The sequence below is a fragment of the Agrobacterium larrymoorei genome, assembly GCF_013322225.1.
Classification (GTDB): Bacteria; Pseudomonadota; Alphaproteobacteria; order Rhizobiales; family Rhizobiaceae; genus Agrobacterium; species Agrobacterium larrymoorei_A.
In genome coordinates this window covers 15,457-40,944 of the sequence record NZ_JAAMFB010000006.1, presented here as the reverse complement: position 1 = coordinate 40,944, position 25,488 = coordinate 15,457, and the positions used below count along the sequence as shown (strand labels likewise).

Here is a 25,488-nt window from a genome sequence, read left to right as displayed (position 1 = left end):
CCGCACTTGATGCGGGGTCTAGTCAGACCAAGTCTTTGGTCTGAAAGGACTCCTTTCGCCGCGCAGACGCGCGTCGACTGGATGCCGGATCAAGTCCGGCATGACGGAGGGGAAATCGACTTCCTCTCGCCACACTTACACCCGGCAAATCTCCATATACGTCTTGACCTTTCGCCCCCCTGCCCTTAACGCCGCAAGGAATTCGAAACAGGGGTGTTGAGCATGAAAGTTCTGTTGATCGGTTCCGGTGGTCGCGAGCATGCGTTGGCATGGAAAATTGCCCAATCCCCAAAGCTGACCAAACTTTATGCCGCACCCGGCAACCCCGGTATTGCAGACCATGCGACGCTGGTGTCGCTCAATGTCGAAGACCATGCAGCCGTGATCGCTTTTGCAAAAGAAAACGGTATCGACTTCGTCGTCGTCGGCCCGGAAGCGCCTCTGGTTGCGGGTCTGGCGGATGATCTTCGCGCAGCAGGCATTGCCACATTCGGCCCCTCCAAGGCTGCCGCACAACTGGAAGGTTCCAAGGGTTTCACCAAGGATCTCTGCGCCCGCTACGATATTCCGACCGGCGCCTACCGGCGATTCAAGGCTGCCGAACCGGCGAAAGCCTATGTCCGCGAACAGGGCGCGCCAATCGTCATCAAGGCAGATGGTCTGGCGGCTGGCAAAGGCGTGACCGTTGCCATGGCGGAAGCCGAAGCGCTTGCCGCCATTGATGATTGCTTCGACGGTGCATTTGGCGCGGCAGGTGCTGAAGTGGTGGTCGAGGCCTTTCTCGATGGCGAAGAGGCGAGCTTCTTCTGCCTTTCCGACGGCAAGACGGCTCTGGCGCTGGCCACCGCGCAGGATCACAAGCGTGTTGGCGATGGCGATACCGGCCCGAACACGGGCGGCATGGGTGCTTACTCCCCTGCCCCGGTGATGACCGATGAAATGGTTCAGCGCACGATGAAGGAGATCATCGAGCCGACGATCACGGGCATGGCAAAGGATGGAAATCCTTTCTCCGGCGTCTTCTTTGCGGGCCTGATGATCACGAAGAAAGGCCCGGAACTGATCGAATACAACGTCCGCTTCGGCGATCCCGAATGTCAGGTTCTGATGATGCGGCTGAAGAGCGATCTCCTGCCGATCCTCTATGCGACCGCCACCGGCACGCTGGATCAGGTCACAGCGGAATGGCGCGATGAACCGGCTTTGACTGTCGTCCTTGCTTCCAAAGGTTATCCTGCCTCTTACGACAAGAACACGCCGATCTCCTTCCTTCCGCAGGAGAGCGCTGAGGCCAAGGTGTTCCATGCTGGCACAGCCTTAAAGGATGGGCAGCTTGTGGCGACCGGTGGGCGCGTGCTGAACGTGACTGCCTTCGGCAGCACCGTAAGCGAGGCGCAGGAGCGAGCCTATGCCCTCGTGGACAAGGTGAAATGGGACAACGGCTTCTGCCGCCGCGATATCGGCTGGCAGGCGGTGGCGCGCGAAAAGGCGAAATGACAATCCGCCTTTCGCTCAATTTTTACCAATAATCGTGACCCAATAAAAACGAACCTTGCGTAAGGTCGCTTTCATGTTCACGCGGCGACAAGACCGCAGGCTATGGAGCTTTCGATGCGCAAGGTTGTTTTGACACTCGCCCTGATGCTGGCAAGCGGTTCGGCCATGGCCGGCTCCATCGAACATATTCGCGGCGACAGAACCTCGAACGACAGCGTTATCTCGATCAGCTGCGCATTCTGCCCTGCACCCGCCGCGCCTGCCGTGGAGATCGCAGCACCAGCTATCGAGCCGGGTACGCAGAACATATCCGTGCGGGAAATCAGCGGACGCAAGGAAACTGTTCGCACCGAGGCCTGGCTCGGTGGATCGCCCGTAACCTACGTCAGCGCAAATCCCATGTGGCTTCCCGCCGCAACGACGGCGGCGGCAATGGCAACACAGCAATCGGCACCTGTCGATGCCGCAGTGACGACTTCCGCCGTGGAAGCCAAGCCGGAAACAGAACGACCAAGCGATCTCAGCCTGCTCGAAAATCTGACCGATACGCCTTTGCGCAGAGCTCAGTAAGGCAGGCTCGGTAACGTATATCCAGAGTCAGCACGCCCCGCGTCAGGACAACTGGAAATAGTTTCCTCGAAAACTATTTTGATAAAAATCAAATATTATACCTGTCAGGCAACGCAAGCGCCTGCTTATTTAAGCTTTTATTCAATATTCTGAAGCTTCCTCGGTGCTTGAATGTGCGATGCAGCACGAACGAAGCGCAGGATGCGCAAAGTCCCATTTTATATATTCCTGTTTCATCGCGTGGACCGCGCGGTGAACGCCATATCGCGAGCACCGATGAAGAACCTCCCTATTTCCCGCCAATTGATCCTGCTGGTGATTACGCTCATGGCGGCATTCACTCTGGCGACGTATTTCCAGATCAAATCTTCCGTCAACGCCATCTATGAAGAGCGTTACGGCATGTTGCGCACGCAGGTGCAGTCTTCGATCTCCATCCTTCAATCCTTTTACGACAAGGAAAAAGCAGGGACGCTGAGCCGCGAAGACGCGCAGAAACAGGCTTTCGCCATCGTTTCCTCCATGAAATATGTGCCGGACGGCTATATGTTCGGCTACGACTACGACGTCAACATGATGTTCCATCCGGACCCGAAGCGCGTGGGGCAGAACTTCAAGGGCAAGGCGGATAGCCAGGGCTTTGCCTATCGCGATGAACTGGTACGGCTGGCGCGCTCCGGCGGCGGTCAGGTCAACTTCCTCGGCCCCAAGCCCGGTGAGCAGGGCGACAGCTTCCTCAAAAGCTCCTATGCCATGGCGTTCGAACCCTGGCAGATTGTCGTCGTCACCGGTGTCTATGTCGATGACCTTCAGGCACAGGTCCGCTCCACGATCATCAACGCCCTGTCGGTTGGCTTGCTGGTATTCGGCCTTGGTCTCGCGCTCGCCTATTACGTTATTCGCGGCATCACCAGACCATTGAGCGATATTCACCGGGCGCTTGGCGAAGTTGCCAACGAAAATGTCGACTTGCCCATTCCGCACACGGAAAAGAAGAACGAAGTCGGCCTTATGGCAAAAGCCACCGCCTCGCTTCAGCAGAAGGTGCGCGAACGCCATGCCATGCAGGCGCGTCAGGAAGAGCAGCAATTGCAACTGGATGCGGAACGCCAGACCAACTCCGACATGCAGCGCGACGAGGCGGAAGTGCAGGCCCGCGTGGTATCCACCATCGGCGAAGCACTGGAAAAACTCGCCGCTGGCGACCTGACCGTGCGTTGCCGTGATCTTGGCACGCGCTACTCCGGCCTTCGCGACAACTTCAATGAAGCCCTCTCGCATCTCGACGCCGCCATGGCAAAGGTCAATGCAAAGAGCATCGACATCGGTGGCTCGAAGGACGAAATTCGCAAGGCTTCCAACGAACTGTCACAACGCACGGAACGTCAGGCTGCCAATCTGGAAGAGACCTCCGCTGCACTCGACGAGCTGACCGTGGCGGTACGCCAGACCTCGGAAGGGGCAAGCGAGGCCGCCAAGCGGGTCAATTCCATCAGCGGCGACGCGGGACGCAGCGACACCATCGTGGAAGAAGCGATCGGCGCGATGAGCGGCATCGAGCAGTCTGCGGATGAGATTTCCAAGATCATCGGCGTCATCGACGACATTGCGTTCCAGACCAACCTTCTTGCGCTCAACGCTGGCGTGGAAGCGGCGCGTGCCGGAGAGGCAGGCAAGGGCTTTGCGGTCGTTGCGCAGGAAGTGCGTGAACTGGCGCAGAAGTCTGCCGCGGCTGCAAAGGAGATCAAGGACCAGATCGCCCGCTCATCCACCCAGGTCGAAAACGGTGTGCGGCTGGTCGGGGAAGCGGGCGATGCGCTGAAGCGAATTTCCAACCAGATCAAATCGGCCAGCGAAATCGTTACCAAGATTGCTCATTCCGCAGCCGAGCAGGACACGACACTGCGCTCCATCTCTTCTTCGCTGAACCAGCTGGATGCGGCGACGCAGCACAATGCGGCAATGGCGGAGGAAACCACCGCATCGGCAGAAGCGCTGGCCGCGGACACGGAAGAACTGCTGAACCTGATCCGCACCTTCCGCGTCTCGCAGCATCAATCCGGCTCGCTGCACGGCATGGCGCAGCAGATGCGCATGGCAAGCTGATCACTTTCGGAAATCGATACAAACAAAAACGCCGGGGAGAATCTCCGGCGTTTTTATTGAATGACTACTCCGCCGCGACTGCGAGGTGGATGCCGGAATCTCTTTGAAGTGCATGAAGCACAGTGAACAGGTTGTCGGCGCGTGGATTGCCTTTCGGGCCGAACATCCGCATCAGGCTTTTTGGAGGCATATCAACTTCCACCGCTAGGGCCTCGAAGCCAATCGTTGCATTGATGAAATCGCGAAGCACGGCCTTGCCAGTTTCAACATCGCCCTCCAGTAACAATTCAACCGCATCGGAAAGCAAGGCGGCGCGAAAGGTCGGATCGCTCTCAACCCTCGCTCTCACCGTTTCCTTGAATTCTCGCGTCAGTGCCACATCAAGACCCTTTTCTGGATTTGTAACTCTGCCAGTAGCTATGAGCCGCTTCGATGTCATTCTGCTGTCTGGTCTTGGTACCACCTACCAACAAAATGACCAGCGCTTCACCATCCCTGCCGAAATAGATGCGGTAGCCCGGCCCATAATCGATCCTGTATTCCAGAACCCCCAGTCCTACTGTTTTGACGTTCGAGAAATTACCTTGTCCCATGCGCGGCGCGTCAAGGCAATCGTCACCTTTGAGGCTGCCCGTGCATCTAGCTTATTGAACCAGCGCTCAAAAGGGCTTGCACCACTTTGATCGAGATATTCAACGATCTTGATCATGCGCTATAGTACCATAAACGTTACCATGCAGAAGTCTTACTCAAGCGGTAATCTTCGAGAAGTCCGCTACGGTGCCGGTCGCTTCGCGGATCGCTTTCAGCAGAGCCAGACGGTTGGCGCGGATGGCGGCGTCTTCGTCGTTGACGAGGACATCTTCGAAGAAATTGTCGACTGGCGCGCGCAGCGTGGACAGTGCCTGCATGGCAGAACGGAAGTCCTCTGCTTCAACGGCTGTGGCCGCATCGGCGGATGCGTTCTTGATGGCCGCGTAGAGCGCCTTTTCCGCGTCGAGCTTCAGCAGGTCTTCTGACACTCCGTCCGCAACGACAGTGCCCTTCTTCTCTTCGGCGGCGAGCAGCTGCGTGGCGCGCTTGGTGCCTGCCAGCAGGTTCTTGCCGTCTTCACCAGTGATGAAGGCCGTCAGGGCTTCGACGCGGCGGGCGACCATGAGGAAGTCATCCGACTCGGGTGTCAGCACAGATTCGATGAGGTCGTAACGTGCGCCGAGGTCGCGCAGGTAGACCTTCAGGCGGTCGTGGAAGAAGGAGATGACCTCACTGCCAAAGCTCAATATGCCTTTGCGCTCGTCACCTAAACTAAGGTGGCAACCTTCTTCATGGATGAGGTTAATAGCAAACTCCTCATCCCTTCGATAGTTCGCATAATACGGTGCAAGAACGTATTCAGTTTCACCGTCATCGTTCTCGAAATCAGCCTCGTAAAACGCCTTATCGTTATTAAACAATTGAACAGCAGCCGCTCGGTTTGCCTGCGTTGTAGCTTCTATCAACGGCAAACGCACATTCCGCTCCAGAATAATCCGCATCACTCCCAACGCCGCACGACGCAGCGCGAACGGGTCTTTCGAACCTGTCGGCTTTTCATTGATGGCCCAGAAGCCGACGAGGGTGTCGAGCTTGTCGGCGAGCGCGACCGTCAGCGAAACCTTGTCGCGTGGAACGGCGTCGGTTGGGCCCTGCGGCTTCCAGTGTTCTTCGATGGCAGCGGCGACGCTTTCGTTTTCGCCTTGGAGAGCTGCGTATTTGCGGCCCATCAGGCCCTGAAGTTCGGGGAATTCGCCCACGGCTTCGGTGCGCAGGTCCGCCTTGGCCAGAACGACGGCACGGTCTACCAGAGCGGCATCGGCACCGACAATGGGGGCGAGTTGTTTCGCGAGTTCGCGAATGCGGGCGACGCGCTCACCCTGCGTGCCGAGCTTGGCGTGGAAGGTGACGTTCAGGGCGTCGAGCTTTGCCATGCGCTGGTCGAGAGGCTTGGCGAGGTCCAGGCCGAATTTAGCGGCGGATTCCTTCAGCGTTTCAAGGTCCGGCAGATCCCCCTGGTCGCGCGTCCAGAAATGCTTGGCATCGGACAGGCGGGCGCGCACGACCTTGCCGTTGCCGTGGATGATTTCCTTGCCGCCATCGGTCGCCTGAATGTTGGAGACCAGAATGAAGCGGTTCGACAGGCCTTCGCTCGCGCCCTGCGGACGGGTGACGAAGCACTTCTGGTTGGTCTTGATTGTCAGGCGAATGATTTCCGCCGGGATTTCGAGGTAATCCTCCTCGAAGGTGCCGATCAGAACCTGCGGCCATTCCACGAGGCCAGAGACCTCTTCCAGCAGGCCTTCATCTTCCACGAGGTCGAGGCCGTTCGCGAAAGCCAGATCCTTGGCGTCGTGCAGGATGATATCCTTGCGGCGCTCGGCATCCAGAATGACCTTTGCCTTTTCAAGGCTTGCCACATAGTCATCGAAGCGGCGCACGGTTATGGCTTCCGGTGCGTGGAAACGATGGCCATAGGTCACGTTGCCCGCCACGATGCCATCGATCTCGAAGGGGATGACCTGCGTCTCATCATGCTCTGGCCCGAACATGCAGACGATCGATTGCAGCGGGCGCACCCAGCGCAGGCTTTCCGAACCCTTGCCCTCGATACCGCCAAAGCTCGAACCCTTCGGCATGGAGGCGGAGCCGGAGCGCATGGACTTGGGCCATGGGAAGGAGCGGATGATGCCGGGCATGACCTCGGCAATGATCTCTTCGGCAGGGCGGCCCGGCTTGTTGACGATGGCGACGTAGAAATCACCCTTCTTCGGATCGGAAACGACCTGCGCCTGCGAAATATCGGAGAGGCCAGCACCGCGCAGAAAGCCCTCGATGGCCTTCTCGTTTGCGTCCGTGCGCGGGCCTTTCTTTTCTTCGCGCACATCGGCAGAGCGGGCGTTCAATCCACGAATATCCAGCGTCAGGCGGCGCGGCGTCCAGTATTCGCGCGCACCTTCGTAAGACAGCCCTCTTTCCACCAGCGCATCGGTGACAAGCTTCTTCAGATCACCCGCCGCCTTGCGCTGCATGCGGGCGGGGATTTCTTCGGAGCGAAGTTCGAGCAGAAGATCAGGCATTGGTCAATTTCCGGTGTGATGGATTTTCTTTGGCCTCTGCTAGCAAAATTTCCGGTGAATGCACAATGTTATGAATAAAAAAGGTTCGCTTAATTCCTCCACCACCACCGCCGAAGTCTCCTTGTTATTAACGTCTTGCCTTGTATCTGAGAGCAGAACAGGCCTCGTGCCCGCGGGATTGAAGAGCGTAAAACAAGCTAAAGGGAAATATTTTTGCGTTTTTTCTTAAAAATATTCTCAGCTATGCTCATACCTTTAATATTCACCTCCATACAGATGTCTTGACCTGTAACCCCTAGCCATGGCACCTGTCCGCAATTCAAGTAAGCAATTTGCTTACACTCTCTTGACCGTGAAGACCGCAATGACCGACGTTCCAGACCATATGAACCCGAAGCGTTCCTTTCAGGCGCTGATCCTGACGCTGCATAATTACTGGGCGGACAAGGGCTGCGCCGTTTTGCAGCCTTACGATATGGAAGTGGGTGCGGGCACGTTTCACCCGGCCACGACGCTGCGCGCGCTTGGACCCAAGCCGTGGAAGGCCGCCTATGTGCAGCCGTCGCGCCGTCCATCCGATGGTCGCTATGGTGAGAACCCGAACCGGTTGCAGCATTATTACCAGTATCAGGTCATTCTGAAGCCGAACCCTTCAAACTTGCAGGAGCTTTATCTCGGTTCGCTGAAGGCCATCGGTCTGGACCCGCTGCTGCATGATGTGCGCTTCGTGGAAGACGACTGGGAAAGCCCGACGCTGGGTGCCTGGGGTCTGGGTTGGGAATGCTGGTGCGATGGCATGGAAGTGTCGCAGTTCACGTACTTCCAGCAGGTTTGCGGCATCGAATGCTCGCCGGTTGCCGGTGAGTTGACCTATGGTCTCGAGCGTCTGGCCATGTATGTGCAGGGCGTGGACAATGTCTACGACCTGAACTTCAATGGCCGCGAAGGCGACGAGAAGATTTCCTATGGCGATGTCTTCCTGCAGGCAGAACAGGAATATTCGCGCCATAACTTCGAATATGCCGATACGGCCATGCTGCATCGCCACTTCATCGATGCCGAGAAGGAGTGTCAGGCGCTGCTCGCCGCTGGTGCTCCCGGTGATAACGCCAACCAGATGCTGCATAAATGCGTGTTTCCAGCTTACGACCAGTGCATCAAGGCATCCCACGTCTTCAACCTGCTGGATGCGCGCGGTGTGATTTCTGTGACGGAGCGCCAGAGTTACATTCTGCGCGTTCGCACGCTTTCCAAGGCTTGCGGCGAAGCGTTCCTGATGACGGATGCCGGTGGTGTGAATTGGAATAAAGACGCGGCCTGACGTTATAAGTAGTCAGGTGATGATGACGGGCCGAGGTATTCGGCTCGTTGGGGTTTTCATGAGGGGGAAGCTTGCATGTTCATCGCATTGGCCATCGTCGCGGCAATCGCGCTTTATGTCGTCTTCATCTATAACGGCCTCGTCAAAGCACGGCAGATGAAGGAAGAGGCCTGGTCGGGCATCGACGTTCAGTTGAAGCGTCGCGCCGACCTCATCCCCAACCTCATCGAAACCGTGAAGGGCTATGCGGCCCATGAAAAGACCACCTTCGAAGAGGTGGTCAATCTTCGCAACCGCGCGCAGGCCGTGCCGGCCGGTGATGTCGAGGGCCGTGCGCAGGCGGAAGGCTTACTCGGGCAGGCCATCGGCAAACTGTTCGCGCTGGCGGAAGCCTACCCGGACCTGAAGGCGAACCAAAACTTTCTGGAATTGCAGCGATCTCTGGAAACACTCGAAAGCGAGATACAGATGTCGCGCCGTTACTATAACGGTTCTGCGCGCGACCTGAATGTGAAGGTGGAGAGCTTCCCCTCCAACCTCGTTGCGGGCCAGTTCGGCTTTGCCAAAGCGCCCTATTTCGAGATCACCAATGAGGCGGATCGCGCCGTTCCTTCCGTTAAATTCTAATTGCAATGCCAGTGAAAAAGCTGGCGAGAAGACGATAAAGACATGATCGAACTGACCATCACCCCGCCAAACCACCCGCTTTCCGGCAAGGTCGAGCCTCCCGGCTCCAAGTCCATCACCAACCGTGTACTGCTGCTGGCGGGTCTGGCCAAGGGCAGAAGCGTTCTCACCGGCGCGCTGAAAAGCGACGACACGCTGTATATGGCCGAAGCCTTGCGCGCCATGGGCGTGAAGGTGACGGAGCCGGATGCGACAAGCTTCGTGGTGGAAAGTCAGGGCGTTCTGACCGCACCGGACAAACCGCTTTTCCTCGGCAATGCCGGCACGGCCACGCGCTTCCTCACCGCCGCCGTCGCATCCGTCGACGGCACCGTGGTTGTCGATGGTGACGAGCATATGCGCAAGCGCCCGATCAAGCCGCTGGTGGACGCGCTGACCGCGCTCGGCATCGACGCCGAAGCGCCGACCGGCTGCCCGCCGGTAACGGTGAAGGGAAACGGCAAGGGCTTTACGAAAGAGAGCGTCACCATCGATGGCAATCTCTCCAGCCAGTATGTATCGGCCCTGCTGATGGCGGCCCCCTGTGGCGCGCAGACTTTCGATATCATTCTGGCCGGTGAGGACATCGGCGCGAAGGGTTACATCGACCTCACTGTGTCTGCCATGGAAGCCTTCGGCGCGAAGGTAGAGCGTATCAGCAACGCCATCTGGCGCGTGCACCCCACCGGCTACAAGGCCACCGATTTCCACATCGAGCCGGATGCATCGGCTGCGACCTATCTCTGGGGCACGGAACTGCTGACCGGCGGCAAGATCGATATCGGCATGCCTGCGGACGCCTTCACCCAGCCGGATGCCAAGGCGCATGCGGTGATGGCGCAGTTTCCCGATCTGCCCGCCGAAATCGACGGCAGCCAGATGCAGGACGCCATTCCGACCATCGCCGTGCTGGCCGCCTACAACAACACGCCCGTCCGCTTCGTCGGTATCGCCAATCTGCGCGTGAAGGAGTGCGATCGCATCCGCGCGTTGTCGCTTGGCCTCAACCAGATCAGGGACGGTCTGGCGCATGAAGACGGTGATGATCTGATCGTGCATGCCGATCCTGCTCTCGCGGGGCAGACGGTAAAGGCATCTATCGACACGTTTCATGATCACCGCATTGCCATGAGCTTTGCGCTTGCCGGGCTGAAGACTAGGGGCATCGGCATTCAGAACCCGGCTTGTGTGGGCAAAACCTATCCGGGGTATTGGAAGGCATTGGGGTCTTTGGGTGTGAAGTATGATGAGGTGGATAAGTAAGTTGCGGAGACTAACCCCTCACCTGAAAAATCTATGACTTAGCTGAAGCTAAGACCATGATTTTTCTTCCTCTCCCACAAGGGTAGAGGTAACCTGCGGCATCGCTCTGGTTTCCACTACAGCTTGAGTAAGCCGAAAGGGTGCGACGTTTTTTCCTCTCCCCCTTGTGGGAGAGGATAGAAAACCTCGATCTTCGCAAAGCGAAGTCCTAGGTTTTCTTGGTGAGGGGTGCCGCTGCTTGCTGAGACGCGAATGAGGAAAAGGCCAAAGGGAGAACCGCACTCGTGAAGACCATCATCGCCCGAATTCTCGCGCTTTTCGTCTTCATCGCCACGACGCTTCCGGCCTTCGCCGAAGAGTTCATCCTGTCCTATCACTCCATCATCGACGTTGCGAAGAACGGCACATTGACGGTGACGGAAACCATCAATGCGCGGGCGGAAGGCAATCGCATCAAGCGCGGTATCTTCCGCGATTTTCCGCTCTATGCGCTGGACAAGAATGGCAACCGCACCAAAGTCGGGTTCGAAGTGGTTTCCGTGGAGCGCGACGGAGCGCCGGAGGACTGGCGTACGGAAACGATCGATGGCGGCATCCGCATCTACACGGGCAATGCAGACCGTTTTCTCTCCACTGGAGAGCACATTTTCCAGATCACCTACACCACCGACCGTCAGATTCGTTACTTCGACGCCTACGACGACTTGACCTGGAACGTGACCGGCACCGGCTGGCAGTTTCCGATGCGCGAAATATCCGCGACTGTTTCGTTGCCGCAAGGCGTGAGCCCGACAGAAACGGCAGTGTTTACAGGGGCTTTCGGTGGCAAGCGTCGAGATGCGCGCATCTTGACGGAAGGTAACGAGGTGTTTTTTGCCTCCACTCGCCCCTATCAGGAAGGCGAAAACATGACGATTGCCGTGAAGCTACCAAAAGGTGCCATCGACGTGCCTTCGGCGGAGCAGCAGCGGCGCTGGTGGCTGCGGGATAATCTGGGCTTAATCGTCGCAGGAATCGGGCTGCTGTTGGTCCTTGGCTATTATTTCAAGGCGTGGGCGGCTGTGGGGCGAAACCCGGCAGCGGGCATCATCGTGCCGCGATGGGATGCACCTGAGGGTGTTTCGCCCGCGCTGGTCAACTACATCGATAATCGGGGATTTTCCGGAGCGGGATGGAGCGCGATTTCAGCAACGGCACTCGACCTTGCCGTAAAGGGTTACGTCACGCTGGAAGATCTCAAGAAATCCATCATCATTCGCCGCACGACCAGGAAGATCGAAGACAGTCTTCCATCGGGGCAGCGTTCGCTGCTCGCGTCCATCGGAGGGCCGGGCGACAGCCTGCAAATCAGCGCAGCGAACGGCCTAAAGGTGGAGCATATCGGTGAACAGTTTCGCTCGGCCATCGAAAAGGAACATCGCGGCAAATATTACAAAAGCAACCTCGTCTATATCGTCTGCGGGGTTTTTCTGAGCATCATGATTGTTCTTGCCACGATGATTATTGGCGGGTTTGACGAAAATGATGTCGGCACGGTCGTCGCACTGAGTTTTGCCTCCGTGTTCTTCTCGGTAGGTGCGGCGATCTTCGGCAAGTCGCGAAAGCGGGGCGCACCCGTAGCCTCACGCATCGTCAGTATCGTGTTCATGGCCGTTTCTGGCTTCCTCTGTTTTGTATTTATCATAGGCTTGGCGGCAAAATTCTTCTTCGATCATGTCCATGACACAAATTCGCTGGCGGTGGTGGCGATTGGCCTGATTGTCCTCATCAACGTGCTTTTTATCTTCCTGATGGGCGCACCAACGCCGCTCGGCCGTAAATTGATGGACGGAATAGAGGGCTTACGCCTCTATCTGACTGTTGCTGAGAGGGATCGAATGAAAATGCAGGGCGCCCCGGAAATGTCACCACAGCATTTCGAGACGCTGCTTCCCTATGCGGTGGCGCTTGGCGTAGAAAAGCCCTGGAGCCGGACGTTCGAGACATGGCTGGCAAATGCCGCAGCGGGAGCCGCTGCCACCTATACGCCAGGCTGGTATGTCGGTGGCAGCGCAACCAATTTTGGAGACCGGATCGGCGGATTTTCGTCGTCCATGGCATCCACCATCGCTTCGACTATTCCGCAGCAGACGACAAGTTCGTCTTCGTCCAGCTTTTCCGGCGGTGGTGGGTTTTCCGGCTCTGGTGGCGGGGGTGGAGGCGGTGGGGGCTGGTGAGCCGCGCCACTCGTGTTCCTAGAGCATTTCCGCCCTTCTTTGAAAAACGAAAATGCTCTAGCTTGTTGTTTTAACGCATCGTCCGGTTACGAAACCGCTCCGCACTATCGCTGAAAAAGCCTTAGACCTCATCTTCCTTCTTGACCCGGTACTCACCGGTTTCAGGGTCCTTGATGAGCGTGCCGGCAGCACCGGTCTGGCGTTCCTTTTCCTGCCGTCTGGATTTCGCGGAAAGCTTTTCGGCGTCCTTGATGAAGCGCTTGTAAAGAATGATCGCCCCGAACACGAGCAGGGCGAGCGTAATAATCTGGGCCATCTATTTTCCGTCCATCACAATCCGTAACGGGCCCACAATGCCTTTTCTTCGGCGACATCCGCAAGTCCCGAAACTGCGGATGCGGCAATGGAATTCGCGGAAAGATCAACCCCTGGCACCTTCTTGCCGAAAAGGCTGCGACCGCCGCTGATCAGTTGCAGCTTGACCTTTTCGCCATAGCGTCGGCGAAGGACATCCTTCATGTCGCCCAACCCGTCGATCAGACCGAGGTCTAGTCCGCGCATCCCCGTCCAGAACAGGCCCGAAAACAGTGCCGGGTCGTCCTTGAGTTTCGAGCCACGGCGCATCTGCACCATCTCGATGAAAACCTTATGGATTTCGAGCTGGAGCGACTTCAGATATTCGATATCGCCTTCCTTCTCTGGCTGAAACGGATCGAGAATCGCCTTGTTCTCGCCAGCCGTGTAGACGCGACGTTCGACCCCGATCTTGCGCAGCATTTCCGGGAAACCGAAGCCGCCCGAAACCACGCCGATAGAGCCGACGATGGACGTGGGATCAGCGATGATCTCGTCGCCCGCCAATGCAATCATGTAGCCGCCGGAGGCCGCGACATCTTCCACGAAAATCAGAACCTTCTTGTTCTTCTCTTCTGCAAGCTGGCGGATGCGGTTGTAAATCATGCGCGACTGGACCGGCGAACCACCGGGAGAATTCAGCGAAATGGCGACCGCCGGAGCGTCCTTCATGCTGAACGCCTTGTCCAGCAGCGGCGCGTAAGATGCCAGATTGAGCGCTGGACGAAACTGGCTTCCGCCTGCCATGATCGCACCCTGCATGCGCACCACCGGCACGATCAATTCCTGCTTGCGAAACCGCTTGGGCACCAGACGCTTCAAAAACTCCGCCATTTCATCCTCTTGTCCGTTTAGCTCGAAGAGGGATGTATGTATCGCCGGGGCAAACACAATGGCGCACAAGGATAATTTACCAGGCTTAAGTTCCGGGCTTACTCTTCAGATCATTTCGCAAATATGCTGCCCGCCCGTTACTCAAATCATCCACCTCGGGCGCAAAGGCGTGGCTGTCGTGCTCGTGCATAATCAGAGGGGCGCGGAAGGTGAGGCGCGCGCGTGAGCCTTTGATGGCAGTCATCAGCATGCGGACGGCGTCTTCGCCGGGCCTTGGGTGAATGAGCGTAAATTCCAGTCCACCGAAGCGGCGACCGCAGGCGGACATGATGTCTGCAATCGACTGCGGCCTTGCGATGAGCGAAAGCTGACCGCCAGGCACCAGGATGGCGGCTGCGGTGCGGATCCAATGTTCGAAGAGATCGTCCGTCATCGCATGGGCGGCAGCTTTCAGCGCATCCGGCGTTTTACGATCTCCCGCATCATTATAGGGCGGGTTCATGATGACATGATCGAAATGCCCGTCCATGAGGCCTGCAGCGACCCTTGCATCCGCGCGCAGCGTGACATCGGCCTGCCTGACCGATACGCGACCCGCAAAGGCGGCATTTTCCGGTCGCTCGATGCTGCGTCTGGCAAAATCGGCCATCTCGTCTGAAAGCTCAAAGAGCGTCACTTCAGCCGTTTCCAGACGCGAAGCCACCGCCATTCCGGCAGCACCAGCGCCTGCGCCAAGATCTGCCACGCGGCACGCCTTTTCATCGGCGACGAGCGAGGCCAGCAGCATCGCGTCCATGCCCGCCCGGTGCCCCCTGCCCTTCGGCTGGACAAGGTGAAACCGGCCCCGGTGGAATGCATCGACAGTCTCCGACGTCATGGCGTTTCAGCCCTCTTCGTCGCGCAGTTCGTCGGCAAGGCCGGCATCGATCAGAATTCGGCGGGCCTCATCCGCCCTGTCCTCCTCAACCAGAAAACGACGCGGCAAAAGGCCGAGCGAGCCCTCCAGAATACTCATGCCCTGATCGGCGACAAGGCAATGGACGCCAGCGTCTTTCATAAGACTTTCCGCAAAAGAGAGCAGAACGGCGTCGTTTGTACGGATCAATTCACGCATAGGTAAGTTTCCATCAGAATTCCCACGTTTTTGAACGGCGCGTGGCAATTCGCCCCTTGCCGCCAACTCTGTCGCTTTCTATTGTCAAACCCAAATTCGAACAGGAGTCCGGTCCGTTGGGCGTCGTCATACCGCTTGAAGAAAGCAAAAACAAACTCGCATCCGTCAAGCCGCTTGTCGACCTGACCCGACCTGACATGGAACGCGTCAACCAGCTTATTCTTTCGAGAGCGGGTTCAGATGTGCAGATGATTCCGGAAGTGGCCAACCATCTCATCTCTTCCGGCGGCAAGCGCCTTCGCCCGATGCTGACGCTCGCCTCCGCCTCCATGTTCGGCTATAATGGTGACCATCACATCAAGCTCGCCACCAGCGTCGAATTCATGCACACGGCAACTCTTCTGCATGATGACGTGGTGGATGAAAGCGATCTTCGTCGCGGAAAATCCACCGCGCGCACCATCTGGGGCAATCAGGCGAGCGTCCTCGTCGGCGACTTTCTGCTGGGTCAGGCCTTCCGCATGATGGTGGATGTCGGCTCGCTCGATGCCCTCGACGTGCTGTCTACCGCTGCCTCGGTGATTGCCGAGGGTGAAGTGCTTCAGCTTTCCGTCGCCAAGAACATGGAAACGACGGAAGACGACTATCTTCAGGTGATCCGCGCCAAGACGGCAGCTCTCTTTGCCGCTGCAGCGGAAGTCGGCCCGATCGTTGCCAAGACGGACAAGGCGACCCGCAGCGCTTTGAAATCCTACGGCATGAACCTTGGTCTTGCCTTCCAGCTGGTGGACGACGTGCTGGATTATGGTGGCAAATCAGCCGATCTGGGCAAGAATACGGGTGATGACTTCCGCGAAGGAAAGATCACGCTTCCCGTCATTCTTTCCTATCGCCGCGGCACCGTTGAGGAGCGCGAATTCTGGAAGCGCGCCATCGAACAGGGTGAAAGTACGGATGACAACCTGGAAATAGCGCTCGGCCTGATCAAGAAATACAAGGGTCTGGCGGATACCATCACCCGCGCCAATCACTACGGCACCATTGCCCGCGATGCGCTGGCTCCCCTGCCGAAGAGCCCTTGGAAAGATGCGTTGATGGAAGTCATCGACTTCTGCATCGAGCGCGTCAATTGATGAAATCGTGTCGTTGCAGCAGGGACGCTTCTCTCTGCGGCGGCAGCGTCTTATAAATCCAAACTCAGGCGTGGATTTTCTTGCAGGGCTGCTTCAAAAAAGCCATTCTGTCATGACGTGATGCATGATTGCCTGAATTGATTCCGGTTCGGCGTTACAATTCGATTCAAGCGTTACAGCGTGCCGGTGCAGAGCTTTTTGCCCCGAACTGTAAGGCGGGAAACTGATTTTTTAGTGCAACAAGCACAAGAGCAAAGGTTCCTTCATGCGGCGCAAACCAGCATTTCGTCTTTTCTGCAGCGCAGCTTTCATTGCCGCCCTGACCGTGGGTGCGGGCATAGCCGCTGCACAGGCTGAGACGAAGCCTGCCGAGAAAAAGGCAGACGAGATCGTGACGTTCGATCCGTCCAAGGTCGACACATTCTCCGGAGCATTTCTCGCAGCGCGCACGGCCGATGTCGATCAGGATTATGCCACCGCGATAACGCTCTACAAGAAGGCGCTGGACTTCGATACGGCCAACAACGAGATCCGCCAGCGCCTGATGATCGCACAGCTGCTCAGCGGCGATTTCGATGCCGGTGCGAAAATTGCCGATTCGCTGAAGGACGATTCGACCGTCGAGCGCGTGACGACCATCGTTCGCGCCCTTGCCGCCATCAAGAACAAGGAATTTTCCTCCGCTGAAAAGATCCTGAAATATAGCGGCCCGAACGATCTCGACCGTATGGTCAACACGCTTTTGACCGCATGGGCACGCGCCGGATCTGGCAAAGGCAAGGAAGCGCTTGCCTTGGTCAACGGCATGAAAGGCCCGGGCTGGTTTTCCATTTTCCAGAAATACAATGCCGGTGCCATTGCGCTCGTGACCGGGAACACGGAAGCCGCGCGCAAGAGCCTCGGTGAGGCCGTGGCAGACCGCGAGGGCGGCGCGACCGCCACAGACACTTACATGCGCGCCGTCATGGCGCTCGCCCGTCTTGAGGCCAAGGCTGGCAACAAGCAGAAAGCACTGGACACGATAGCTGTCGGCGATGGTTTTGCGCCAAATTATGCCCCCCTGAAGGCGCTGCGTCAGAGCATCGAAAAGGGCGACAAGCCGGACCAGCAGGTTCAAACCGCTGTCGAAGGCGCTGCCTCCGTGATGTTCTCCATTGCTGGCGCGCTCAACCGCGAAGGCGCGGAAGAGATCGTCACGCTCTACCTCCAAACGTCTCGCGCACTGGACCCGCAAAGCGCCGATACGCTTATTCTACTTGGTGGTCTTGCCGAAGCGCAAAAGCAGCCGGAACGCGCCATTCAGTTCTATCGCGAAGTGCCTGCTGATTCGCCCATGCACCGAATTTCCGAATTGCAGCTGGGCTTGACCCTTGCACAGACCGAAAGGGTGGACGAGGCGCGCCAGCACCTGAAGGCGCTGCTGGAATCCGATCCTGCGGACCTGCGGTCCTATCTGGCCTATGGTTCTGTCCTTTCCGACGCCAAGGACTATGCCGCAATGGCGGCAAATTATGACAAGGCCGTCGAAGTGATCGGTGCCGTGCCGAACAAGGCCGATTGGACGATCTTCTTCCAGCGCGGCATTGCCTATGAGCGCCTGAAGCAGTGGGACAAGGCCGAACCGAGCTTCAAGCGGGCGCTGGAGCTGAACCCGGAACAACCACAGGTCTTGAATTATCTGGGCTACTCCTGGGTGGACAAGAACATCAACCTCGATGAGGGGATCGACATGATCCGCCGCGCCGTGGAGCTTCGTCCCAATGACGGCTACATCGTCGATTCACTGGGCTGGGCGCATTATCGCCTCGGCGCTTTCGATGAAGCGGTGACGGAACTGGAACGCGCCATCGAGCTTCGTGCCGGTGACCCCACCATCAATGACCATCTGGGCGATGCCTACTGGCGCGTCGGGCGCAAGCTTGAAGCCGTCTATCAGTGGAACCGCGCGCTGATCGGCGATAGCGATGATGTGGACAAGGCCAAGGTGAAGGAAAAGATTGCCAACGGCCTGCCACCGCTGGAGAAGGAAGCGGAAAACACTGCCAAGAAAGAGCAGACCCCGCCTCCACCGGCAACGCCTGCGCCCGTGCCGGACAAGAAATCCTGACGCTTTATGCCTGTGCATGATCAAAAGGAAGCGGTCGAGACAATCGAGGCCGCTTCGGCAAAGGTCAATCTCGCCCTGCATGTGATAGGTCAGCAGGCTGACGGTTATCATCTTCTCGAAATGCTGGTGACATTCACCGAAGCGGGAGATGTCATCCGTATTCAGGATGCGCCAGACGATCGGTTTTCTATCTCTGGCCCTTTTGCAGAGCTTCTTGAAGATGGAGATGCCGGCAACAACCTCGTCCTGAGAGCGCGTGATCTGTTGCGAATTTCGGTGGATGCCAGCGGCTTACCTATCGCCACGCCTGTCTCCATCCATCTGGAGAAAAATCTTCCAGTCGCATCCGGCATCGGTGGCGGTTCGGCGGATGCGGCAGCAACACTGCGCGGTCTTTCACGCCACTGGGGTCTTTCGCTGCCAACCAAAGAGCTCGATTCGCTTGCACTGAAACTCGGCGCCGATGTGCCCATGTGTCTGGCCAGTACACCGCTTATCGCACGCGGAATTGGGGAGAAGATCACCCCTCTCGCCAATCTTCCGAGTTTTTCGATGGTGCTGGTCAATCCGTTACAGGCCGTCTCGACGCCGCAGATCTTTGGATTGCTTGAAACCAAGAATAACGCACCCTTGCCGCAGATCGAAGACGATCCAGATACACACTGGCTTCCGCTTCTCGGTCAAATGCGAAACGATCTTCAGCCGCCTGCCGCTACACTGCTGCCAGTCATCAACGAGATTTTGCAGGCGCTGTCCGACCAAGGGGCCGAACTGGTGCGCATGTCTGGCTCCGGTGCGACATGTTTCGGACTGTTCGCTACACAGGAAAAGGCCGAAGAAGCGTCGGCGCGCATTCGCGAACGAAAGCCAGACTGGTACGTTGAAGCCACGACGACAAAAACGAAGGTGTTCCCATGAGCGAAGGCAAGCCATTCATTCCTGTTGGTTTCGCGGTTCTGACCGTGTCGGATACACGCACGCCTGCGGATGATAAATCCGGCGATACGCTGGCTCAGCGCATCACGGATGCCGGGCATGTTCTGGTAGATCGGGCAATCGTACCCGACGACAAGGCAGCCATTCGCGACACGGTCGAAGGGTGGACACACTCAAGCGAGATCGATGTCGTCATTACCACCGGCGGAACCGGTTTTACCGGCAGGGACGTCACCCCGGAAGCGCTCGAGCCGCTATTCGAGAAGCGCATGGACGGTTTTTCGGAAGTGTTTCATCGCATTTCTTACGACAAAATCGGCACCTCGACCATCCAGTCACGGGCGACAGCTGGCCTTGCCAACAGCACCTTCATTTTCGTGCTGCCGGGCTCTCCCGGAGCCTGCAAGGATGCATGGGACGGAATTTTGAAGGCTCAGTTCGATTATCGCCACACACCCTGTAATTTCGTGGAAATCATGCCGAGGCTGGATGAACATTTAAAGCGCGGGGCTGCGAAAGTCTGAACTGCCCGTTTCAGCGTCTCAGCGCCGATGCCGGGATGAGTTCAGCGCTGAGCCGTCGCGCCTTCATGGCTTTAGGAAATTCATCCAAGGCCATGCCATTCTGCGCCAATGCCACAGCTTCCTGCTTGCGCAGCAGCAATCCGAACTCCAGCGAATGGCTGCGTCGTTTCAGGCGTTGCAGGAATGATGGCCGGTAGTGACGTGAAGGCGCAAACCGCGCAGGCACCTTGTTCAGCGCCACATATTCAAGAATGTCGTCGATCCATCCCGTCTGCGGACGGCTGCCGGGCTCCATCAGTAAAATCCATTCACCCCGCGCCGAAGTGATGATCTCACCGGCGTTCCATTGGTCGTGAAAGCGGCATCCCGCCGCTTCTGCCACCCGCGCCGAACCGTCACTGGAGCCATGATCGAGAATAATGACGTCGCTGATCAAGCCTTCCACCGCACCGGACACCAGTGCAGATAACGTGTGGGCGAGTTCGGGCTCTTGATCCCGGCATTGCATGATGACTGTTAGCATAAACCCCGTTTCGCCCGCCTGATCCCTATTCCGTGTTCGTTCCGCATGACCCGAAGCCGCATTGTTTCGAACCGACGTGACGGATAAATATCGACCTATAAGTTTTCGTCCATAAGTATGACAAAACCTAACGCAATTCCTGAGCGATTGCCACCATCGGATGATAAATTTTGTTCTTGTAATGTTCTCATTTTCGCGTTAGAAATCTCCTCATCAAAGCCGCTGGCGTTTTGCCGGTCAGGAGCGTTCAGATGAGACAACATGTGCTTTCGGGGCAGGCTGCCTTTCAGCCGGGCCATACGTCGGATATTGCCAATGCGCTGGCGGACACATCTGGCATCAGGATCGAGATCGACCGGCGCCGTGGCCGCGCGGCTGGCATCAATCCGAGCGGGCGTTTTGAGACGCTTCAGCATGAAGCGTTCGATGATGGCTGGGATATTCCTGAAGAGCCGTCCGAGTTTCGCACGGAGGTGCAGGTTGAAAAGCCAAGAACCATCATAACCCGCAACGAATCGCCTGATATTCCTTTCGATCGCTCGATCAATCCCTATCGTGGCTGTGAACATGGCTGCATCTATTGCTTTGCCAGGCCGACACATAGCTACATGGGCCTGTCTGCAGGGCTGGATTTCGAATCGAAGCTGTTTGCCAAGCCGGATGCGGCGAAGCTTCTGGAGCGGGAACTGGCGAAGCCGGGCTACAAGGCACGGGTCATCGCCATCGGCACCAATACCGACCCTTATCAGCCCATCGAAAAGGAATGGCGCATCATGCGGCAGATCCTTGAGGTGCTGGCAAAAGCAGAGCACCCTGTCGCCATCGTCACCAAATCTGCGCTGATCACGCGTGATATCGGTATACTTGCGCCGATGGCGAAGAAGGGGCTGGTCAAGGTCGGTATTTCGGTGACGACGCTGGATCGGAAGCTCGCCCGCAATATGGAGCCCCGCGCATCTACGCCATCGAAGCGATTGGAAGCAATCAAGGAATTGACGGATGCAGGCATCCCCGTCGCGGTCATGATGGCGCCTGTCATTCCGGCGCTGAACGATCACGAGATCGAACGTATCCTCGATGCGGGGAAAGCTGCTGGCGCAACCGAAGCGTCTTATGTGCTGCTCCGTCTTCCGCTGGAAGTCAGTCCGCTGTTTCGTGACTGGCTGTTACGCAACTATCCGGATCGTTATCGCCACGTCATGTCACTGGTGCGCTCCATGCGGGACGGAAAGGACTACGATGCGGAGTTCGGAAAACGCATGAAGGGGGCAGGCCCTTATGCATGGCAGATCGGTCGACGTTTCGAAATGGCGACAAAGAGGCTTGGGCTTATTCGCCGTGGCATTCAGTTGCGAGACGATCTCTTCACCGCTCCCGGCGGTGCCGGTGTGCAGTTGTCTCTGCTCTAATAGATGCTTTGAGCGTTTTAAGAACGGTGCCAGAATCGTCGCAAGTACCGGATCAAAGGCAGAAAACGGCTCTAAATCCAGTGCGTTGGTTTAAGGCGTTAGAACGGCTTCTCGGTGCGAGAGCGCAAAACAAAACAGACGTAACGGACTTTGGAGATCATGAAGCGAAAGGCCAGCAGGCTTTATCTACGCCCTGCCCCGAAGACCGGCCTGATTGAAATTTAAGAATGTCCGCTGTCCCGTCCCTGATGCAGCGGCATTGCCCCCGGTACCCGCCGCCTCGCGTGCGATCACATCCTCTCTGCCTCATGGGGATGACTTGGCCATGATCGGCCAACAGCGGCAGCCCACGCCCCTACACCGGGCTACCGCTATTTCGCCGCAACCGGGGGCTTGCAGGAGATCGGGTGTCTGTGCGAGTTTCTGCCGCATGAAACGACGTACAGCATCCGATTCTCCTGTCCTGTTCGATCTGGTGCCTCCGGTGCCGGATTTCAGTCTCGAGATTGAGGCCCGCAAGCGTGGGCTCTGGCCTGTTGCCGGTACGGATGAGGCTGGACGCGGCCCTCTGGCAGGGCCAGTGGTTGCCGCTGCCGTTATTCTCGATCCCGACAATATCCCTGCGGGTCTGAATGATTCCAAGAAACTGACGAAGGCAAAGCGGGAAACGCTCTTCGCCCAGATTTTGCAGACATCCATCGTCTCCATCGCCTCTTCCGGGCCGTTGCTGATCGACAGGATGAACATCCTCCGCGCCAGCCTTGATGCCATGCGGCGGGCAGTCCTCGGCCTCGAAGTTTCCCCGGCCCTCGTCCTTGCCGATGGCCGTGATATTCCGCCCGGCCTTTCCTGTGAGGCAAAGGCCGTCATCAAGGGTGATGCACGCTCCGTATCTATTGCTGCCGCATCCATTGTCGCCAAGGTCACTCGCGACCGGATGATGGAACGCGCCGGTGCCATCCACACCGTCTACGGCTTCGAGATGCACGCGGGCTACGGAACGCCTGTTCACCTCCGCGCCATCGAAGCTCACGGTGCCTGCTCACTCCACCGTATGAGCTTTCGTCCACTCAAACAGGATGTTGCATAAGGCGACCGGCCCGCCGACGCTGCTGCGCGATGTTTGTGTGCCTACCGGCTGCGTTTTTAAGCCTCGCAAAACTGTAGGGACAGCCTCATCGCTACTGCCGTCATGCCATATTTGATGCATAGCCGTTCGGCGTAACTTTGCGAATATCGTGGCGATAAATCACTGCTCGCGTTACTGATTGGCGAAGAGCATACACAAAGGTACGGTCGAGCCGATCGCCTTTGAGCATGTTGGAAAGATGCCCGGCCACCGGTTGCGCTGATTCGCGATGCGAAGAGATGAGCGCACCCGGTAATCAAGGGTCTTGCAGATTTGCCAGCAAATCTGCGGAAGGGGTGGTTCAAACGGGACAGCCTGCTTGCGCGGGCGCCACGGTCGCACGGTGTGGCTACGGCACATCCCCGCCCGGACAAACGAGCGATCCGGCTTGAACCAGCAGAATTTTTCCCTTTAATGAGGAAAGGCCTAGCCCGCGCGCCGCATTTGATAGCCGTCCTGGCTGCCGCCATGTTCCGTAAGCCTGAACTGCTGGAGAAGCGTGCGCAGCTTGTCGCTTTCGCTGGCCAGAGCAGCGGTGGCGGAGGTGGTTTCTTCAACCATGGCGGCGTTTTGCTGGGTGGTCTGATCCATCTGGTTGACCGCCGTGTTGACTTCGGCCAAGCCCGTCGCCTGTTCCTGTGCGGAGGATGCGATTGCCCCCATGTGATCGTTCATCGCCTCGACGTGGTGGCTGATGGATTTGAGAGCATCGCCGGTCTGCTGCACCAGCTTGACGCCGCTTTCCACTTCGCTGGAGGACTTGCTGATGAGCTCTTTGATCTCCTTCGCGGCCTGGGCAGAGCGTTGCGCTAGTTCGCGCACCTCTTGAGCAACCACGGCAAAACCCTTGCCTGCCTCCCCGGCGCGTGCCGCTTCCACGCCCGCGTTAAGAGCGAGAAGATTGGTCTGGAAGGCAATTTCATCGATGACGACGATGATGTTGGATATCTGGCCGGACGATTGCTCTATGCGCTGCATGGCATCCACGGCGGTGGCAACGACGTCGCCGGAAACTTTCGCCGCACGCGTTGCTTCGCCTGCCGCGCCGCGGGCTTCCTGTGCGCGCTTGGTGGAGTTAGCGACGTTGACGGTGATCTCATCCAGAGCTGCAGCCGTTTCTTCCAGTGTTGCCGCCTGCTGTTCGGTGCGGCGGGAAAGATCGACCGAGCCTTCGGCGATTTCACGCGTACCGTTGTTCATGGCGTCGATGGAATGGGAAATTTCCGTCAGCGTTGCGCCCAGTTGCTTGATCGACTGGTTGAAGTCACGACGCAGGGGCTCGAAGTCCGGCGAGAAAGCGTCGTTGAGCTGGAAGGCGAGATCGCCGGATGCCAGGCGACGCAGGCCTGCGGCAAGACCTGATGTTGCTGCGCGCAACCGCTCTTCCGCATCCGCTTCGGCGCGACGCTGGGTCTCCATTCGCTCGGCTTCAGCCTGTCTGCGATTTTGCTCAGCCTCGGATTCGAGCCTCTGGTTTTCAATCGCGCTGCGGCGGAAGACCTCAACGGCATCAGCCATCGCACCGATTTCGTCCTTGCGATCGCGGCCCGGGATGTCGATTGCCGTGTCGCCAGACGACAGCTTGCGCATGACACCTGTCATCCGCACGAGCGGCTTCGCCAGATAGAGATTGCCGAACACTGCCGCGCCGAGGCCGATGACGATCGCAATTGCCAGCGATGCGTAGTTCAGCGTCATCACCAACGACGCCGTCGCATCAGTCGCATCGCCTTCATTACGCACGTCGGATTCCATGTCATCCACGGCACCCTGAAGTGCTGTCTTGGCGTCATTGTAGGCGGTCAGCGCATCGCCGACGAAAAGCGCTCTCGCCTCGTCCATCTTTCCGCCCTTAACGAGGCTTTCCACCTGCGACCAGCGGCTTTCGGCAGCCGCCCATTTGCTGGAGAAGCTTGCGAGATGCGTCTTATCCGCCTCATCGACGAGGTAGCTCTGATATTCCTTCAAATTATCGCTGAGGTCGCTCTTTGCTTGAGCGAGCTGCCGTTGAAACTCGTCCTGCGCGGCTCCGGTAGCGCTCACGATCGCGCTCTGCGCATTTCGCACGCTCCCGATTTCGGCATTGATTGCGCCGAGGGTGATAAAGGCGGGAACACGTTCCCCGACAATAACCTCGATACCGCCCTTGATCTTCGAGAGTGACATTAAGGAGAAACTGCCCTGCACGCCCGCAACCAGCAGCATGACCCCTGACAGGCCGGCCAAAACTACACCGATCGATAATTTCATGATCGTCACCCCAGATCAAAGATTATGGATAATTTGAAAATGCGCATGCTTCAGCATCATGGACAGCTTCACGGCAAGACCTGCTTGCCTCCGAAAACAGACAATCTGATACTGATAGTCCCACCCTTTAGACCGCTATATTACAAAACCTTTATTTATGTTTTATTAAATTCAAGTCCAGTTAATAGCACCATCAACACACCTACGGGTGATTACTTTGAATGGTGATGTTTATACTCTATTTATCGAAAGTGCTCCGCAGCACAGGGGACTGTGGCGCAACAAAAAACCCCTCGCGGAGGTTTTCCGGAGGGGTTTCGATGAGCTTAAGCAGTTCTGGAGCGTTTCGACTTTATTTCAAACCCGAGAATGCTCTAAGTTCTTGTTTTCACGCATAGTCCGAACGCGAAAACGCTTCGCACC

21 protein-coding genes and 1 pseudogene are annotated in these 25,488 nt (G+C 57.5%); 13 read left to right on the top strand and 9 right to left on the bottom strand.

Going from position 1 to position 25,488, the window contains the following annotated elements:
• The first annotated feature begins 222 nt into the window (after positions 1-222).
• From purD to G6L28_RS02710, 3 genes are all read left to right on the top strand, one after another.
• Positions 223-1,497 carry a phosphoribosylamine--glycine ligase gene (gene purD, locus G6L28_RS02720; protein WP_174062250.1) on the top strand — a complete coding sequence of 425 codons (1,275 nt, stop codon included), beginning with the start codon at positions 223-225 and terminating at the stop codon, positions 1,495-1,497.
• A 114-nt stretch (positions 1,498-1,611) separates the two neighbouring features.
• Complete coding sequence (locus tag G6L28_RS02715; RefSeq protein ID WP_174062249.1) at positions 1,612-2,067, top strand: plant virulence effector HPE1-like domain-containing protein; 456 nt, start codon at positions 1,612-1,614, stop codon at positions 2,065-2,067.
• A 276-nt stretch (positions 2,068-2,343) separates the two neighbouring features.
• Positions 2,344-4,173, top strand: a complete 1,830-nt coding sequence (locus G6L28_RS02710) for a methyl-accepting chemotaxis protein (protein ID WP_174062248.1) — start codon at positions 2,344-2,346, stop codon at positions 4,171-4,173.
• 64 nt (positions 4,174-4,237) lie between these two features.
• Here the strand turns inward: G6L28_RS02710 and G6L28_RS02705 are convergent, their stop codons facing one another.
• The 3 genes and pseudogenes from G6L28_RS02705 to glyS all read right to left on the bottom strand — a co-directional run bounded on the left by G6L28_RS02705 (position 4,238) and on the right by glyS (position 7,286).
• Entirely contained in the window at positions 4,238-4,552 is a 315-nt protein-coding gene (locus tag G6L28_RS02705) for a transcriptional regulator (protein WP_174062247.1), read from the bottom strand.
• Between the two features lies 1 nt (position 4,553).
• A pseudogene (locus tag G6L28_RS02700) lies at positions 4,554-4,879 on the bottom strand (type II toxin-antitoxin system RelE/ParE family toxin).
• Between the two features lie 43 nt (positions 4,880-4,922).
• Positions 4,923-7,286: a glycine--tRNA ligase subunit beta gene (gene glyS / locus G6L28_RS02695; protein WP_174062246.1), complete on the bottom strand. Its 2,364-nt coding sequence runs from the start codon at positions 7,284-7,286 to the stop codon at positions 4,923-4,925.
• Positions 7,287-7,650: 364 nt separating this feature from the next.
• Here glyS and G6L28_RS02690 point away from each other — a divergent pair, with 364 nt between their 5' ends.
• From G6L28_RS02690 to G6L28_RS02675, 4 genes are all read left to right on the top strand, one after another.
• On the top strand, positions 7,651-8,607 hold the full coding sequence (locus G6L28_RS02690; RefSeq protein WP_174062245.1) for a glycine--tRNA ligase subunit alpha: 957 nt from the start codon (positions 7,651-7,653) through the stop codon (positions 8,605-8,607).
• A gap of 75 nt (positions 8,608-8,682) precedes the next feature.
• Complete coding sequence (locus G6L28_RS02685) at positions 8,683-9,234, top strand: LemA family protein (protein WP_174062244.1); 552 nt, start codon at positions 8,683-8,685, stop codon at positions 9,232-9,234.
• Positions 9,235-9,276: 42 nt separating this feature from the next.
• Positions 9,277-10,536 (top strand): 3-phosphoshikimate 1-carboxyvinyltransferase, encoded by a 1,260-nt coding sequence (locus G6L28_RS02680; protein ID WP_174062243.1) that lies wholly within the window; start codon positions 9,277-9,279, stop codon positions 10,534-10,536.
• A 284-nt stretch (positions 10,537-10,820) separates the two neighbouring features.
• Positions 10,821-12,752 (top strand): DUF2207 family protein, encoded by a 1,932-nt coding sequence (locus tag G6L28_RS02675; RefSeq protein WP_174062242.1) that lies wholly within the window; start codon positions 10,821-10,823, stop codon positions 12,750-12,752.
• Positions 12,753-12,873: 121 nt separating this feature from the next.
• On the opposite strand, the gene G6L28_RS02670 is transcribed toward G6L28_RS02675, so the two are convergent.
• From G6L28_RS02670 to G6L28_RS02655, 4 genes are all read right to left on the bottom strand, one after another.
• On the bottom strand, positions 12,874-13,068 hold the full coding sequence (locus G6L28_RS02670; protein ID WP_174062241.1) for a hypothetical protein: 195 nt from the start codon (positions 13,066-13,068) through the stop codon (positions 12,874-12,876).
• 14 nt (positions 13,069-13,082) lie between these two features.
• Positions 13,083-13,940, bottom strand: coding sequence for a S49 family peptidase (locus tag G6L28_RS02665; RefSeq protein ID WP_174062240.1), 858 nt, complete (start codon positions 13,938-13,940; stop codon positions 13,083-13,085).
• A gap of 85 nt (positions 13,941-14,025) precedes the next feature.
• Complete coding sequence (locus G6L28_RS02660; RefSeq protein WP_174062239.1) at positions 14,026-14,817, bottom strand: tRNA1(Val) (adenine(37)-N6)-methyltransferase; 792 nt, start codon at positions 14,815-14,817, stop codon at positions 14,026-14,028.
• 6 nt (positions 14,818-14,823) lie between these two features.
• Complete coding sequence (locus G6L28_RS02655) at positions 14,824-15,054, bottom strand: DUF2007 domain-containing protein (RefSeq protein WP_174062238.1); 231 nt, start codon at positions 15,052-15,054, stop codon at positions 14,824-14,826.
• 116 nt (positions 15,055-15,170) lie between these two features.
• Here G6L28_RS02655 and G6L28_RS02650 point away from each other — a divergent pair, with 116 nt between their 5' ends.
• The 4 genes from G6L28_RS02650 (at position 15,171) to moaB (ending at position 19,754) form a co-directional block, all read left to right on the top strand.
• Positions 15,171-16,187, top strand: a complete 1,017-nt coding sequence (locus G6L28_RS02650) for a polyprenyl synthetase family protein (protein ID WP_174062328.1) — start codon at positions 15,171-15,173, stop codon at positions 16,185-16,187.
• A 265-nt stretch (positions 16,188-16,452) separates the two neighbouring features.
• Positions 16,453-18,294, top strand: coding sequence for a tetratricopeptide repeat protein (locus G6L28_RS02645; RefSeq protein WP_174062237.1), 1,842 nt, complete (start codon positions 16,453-16,455; stop codon positions 18,292-18,294).
• 6 nt (positions 18,295-18,300) lie between these two features.
• A complete protein-coding gene (locus G6L28_RS02640) occupies positions 18,301-19,212 on the top strand; it encodes a 4-(cytidine 5'-diphospho)-2-C-methyl-D-erythritol kinase (RefSeq protein WP_174062236.1) in 912 nt (303 codons plus the stop codon).
• Entirely contained in the window at positions 19,209-19,754 is a 546-nt protein-coding gene (gene moaB, locus G6L28_RS02635; protein ID WP_174062235.1) for a molybdenum cofactor biosynthesis protein B, read from the top strand. Before G6L28_RS02640 ends, moaB begins: the two co-directional genes overlap by 4 nt.
• A 10-nt stretch (positions 19,755-19,764) precedes the next feature.
• On the opposite strand, the gene G6L28_RS02630 is transcribed toward moaB, so the two are convergent.
• The gene (locus G6L28_RS02630; protein ID WP_174062234.1) at positions 19,765-20,277 is read right to left on the bottom strand and encodes a glycosyl transferase; all 513 of its coding nucleotides are present in this window, start codon (positions 20,275-20,277) and stop codon (positions 19,765-19,767) included.
• A gap of 251 nt (positions 20,278-20,528) precedes the next feature.
• Here G6L28_RS02630 and G6L28_RS02625 point away from each other — a divergent pair, with 251 nt between their 5' ends.
• Both G6L28_RS02625 and G6L28_RS02620 read left to right on the top strand, forming a co-directional pair.
• Complete coding sequence (locus tag G6L28_RS02625) at positions 20,529-21,686, top strand: PA0069 family radical SAM protein (RefSeq protein ID WP_174062233.1); 1,158 nt, start codon at positions 20,529-20,531, stop codon at positions 21,684-21,686.
• Positions 21,687-22,116: 430 nt separating this feature from the next.
• Complete coding sequence (locus G6L28_RS02620) at positions 22,117-22,776, top strand: ribonuclease HII (protein ID WP_174062232.1); 660 nt, start codon at positions 22,117-22,119, stop codon at positions 22,774-22,776.
• Positions 22,777-23,241: 465 nt separating this feature from the next.
• On the opposite strand, the gene G6L28_RS02615 is transcribed toward G6L28_RS02620, so the two are convergent.
• Positions 23,242-25,065, bottom strand: a complete 1,824-nt coding sequence (locus G6L28_RS02615; protein ID WP_174062231.1) for a methyl-accepting chemotaxis protein — start codon at positions 25,063-25,065, stop codon at positions 23,242-23,244.
• Positions 25,066-25,488 lie beyond the last annotated feature (423 nt).

Bases quoted from the DNA above. Each gene is read 5' to 3' on its own strand.
- G6L28_RS02660 (WP_174062239.1), bottom strand. From the start codon at position 14,817: ATGACGTCGGAGACTGTCGATGCATTCCACCGGGGCCGGTTTCACCTT.
- G6L28_RS02685 (WP_174062244.1), top strand. From the start codon at position 8,683: ATGTTCATCGCATTGGCCATCGTCGCGGCAATCGCGCTTTATGTCGTC.
- G6L28_RS02690 (WP_174062245.1), top strand. From the start codon at position 7,651: ATGACCGACGTTCCAGACCATATGAACCCGAAGCGTTCCTTTCAGGCG.
- G6L28_RS02625 (WP_174062233.1), top strand. From the start codon at position 20,529: ATGAGACAACATGTGCTTTCGGGGCAGGCTGCCTTTCAGCCGGGCCAT.
- G6L28_RS02715 (WP_174062249.1), top strand. From the start codon at position 1,612: ATGCGCAAGGTTGTTTTGACACTCGCCCTGATGCTGGCAAGCGGTTCG.
- G6L28_RS02620 (WP_174062232.1), top strand. From the start codon at position 22,117: ATGAAACGACGTACAGCATCCGATTCTCCTGTCCTGTTCGATCTGGTG.
- G6L28_RS02670 (WP_174062241.1), bottom strand. From the start codon at position 13,068: ATGGCCCAGATTATTACGCTCGCCCTGCTCGTGTTCGGGGCGATCATT.
- G6L28_RS02640 (WP_174062236.1), top strand. From the start codon at position 18,301: ATGCCTGTGCATGATCAAAAGGAAGCGGTCGAGACAATCGAGGCCGCT.
- glyS (WP_174062246.1), bottom strand. From the start codon at position 7,286: ATGCCTGATCTTCTGCTCGAACTTCGCTCCGAAGAAATCCCCGCCCGC.
- G6L28_RS02665 (WP_174062240.1), bottom strand. From the start codon at position 13,940: ATGGCGGAGTTTTTGAAGCGTCTGGTGCCCAAGCGGTTTCGCAAGCAG.
- purD (WP_174062250.1), top strand. From the start codon at position 223: ATGAAAGTTCTGTTGATCGGTTCCGGTGGTCGCGAGCATGCGTTGGCA.
- G6L28_RS02645 (WP_174062237.1), top strand. From the start codon at position 16,453: ATGCGGCGCAAACCAGCATTTCGTCTTTTCTGCAGCGCAGCTTTCATT.
- G6L28_RS02680 (WP_174062243.1), top strand. From the start codon at position 9,277: ATGATCGAACTGACCATCACCCCGCCAAACCACCCGCTTTCCGGCAAG.
- G6L28_RS02615 (WP_174062231.1), bottom strand. From the start codon at position 25,065: ATGAAATTATCGATCGGTGTAGTTTTGGCCGGCCTGTCAGGGGTCATG.
- G6L28_RS02630 (WP_174062234.1), bottom strand. From the start codon at position 20,277: ATGCTAACAGTCATCATGCAATGCCGGGATCAAGAGCCCGAACTCGCC.
- G6L28_RS02710 (WP_174062248.1), top strand. From the start codon at position 2,344: ATGAAGAACCTCCCTATTTCCCGCCAATTGATCCTGCTGGTGATTACG.
- G6L28_RS02655 (WP_174062238.1), bottom strand. From the start codon at position 15,054: ATGCGTGAATTGATCCGTACAAACGACGCCGTTCTGCTCTCTTTTGCG.
- moaB (WP_174062235.1), top strand. From the start codon at position 19,209: ATGAGCGAAGGCAAGCCATTCATTCCTGTTGGTTTCGCGGTTCTGACC.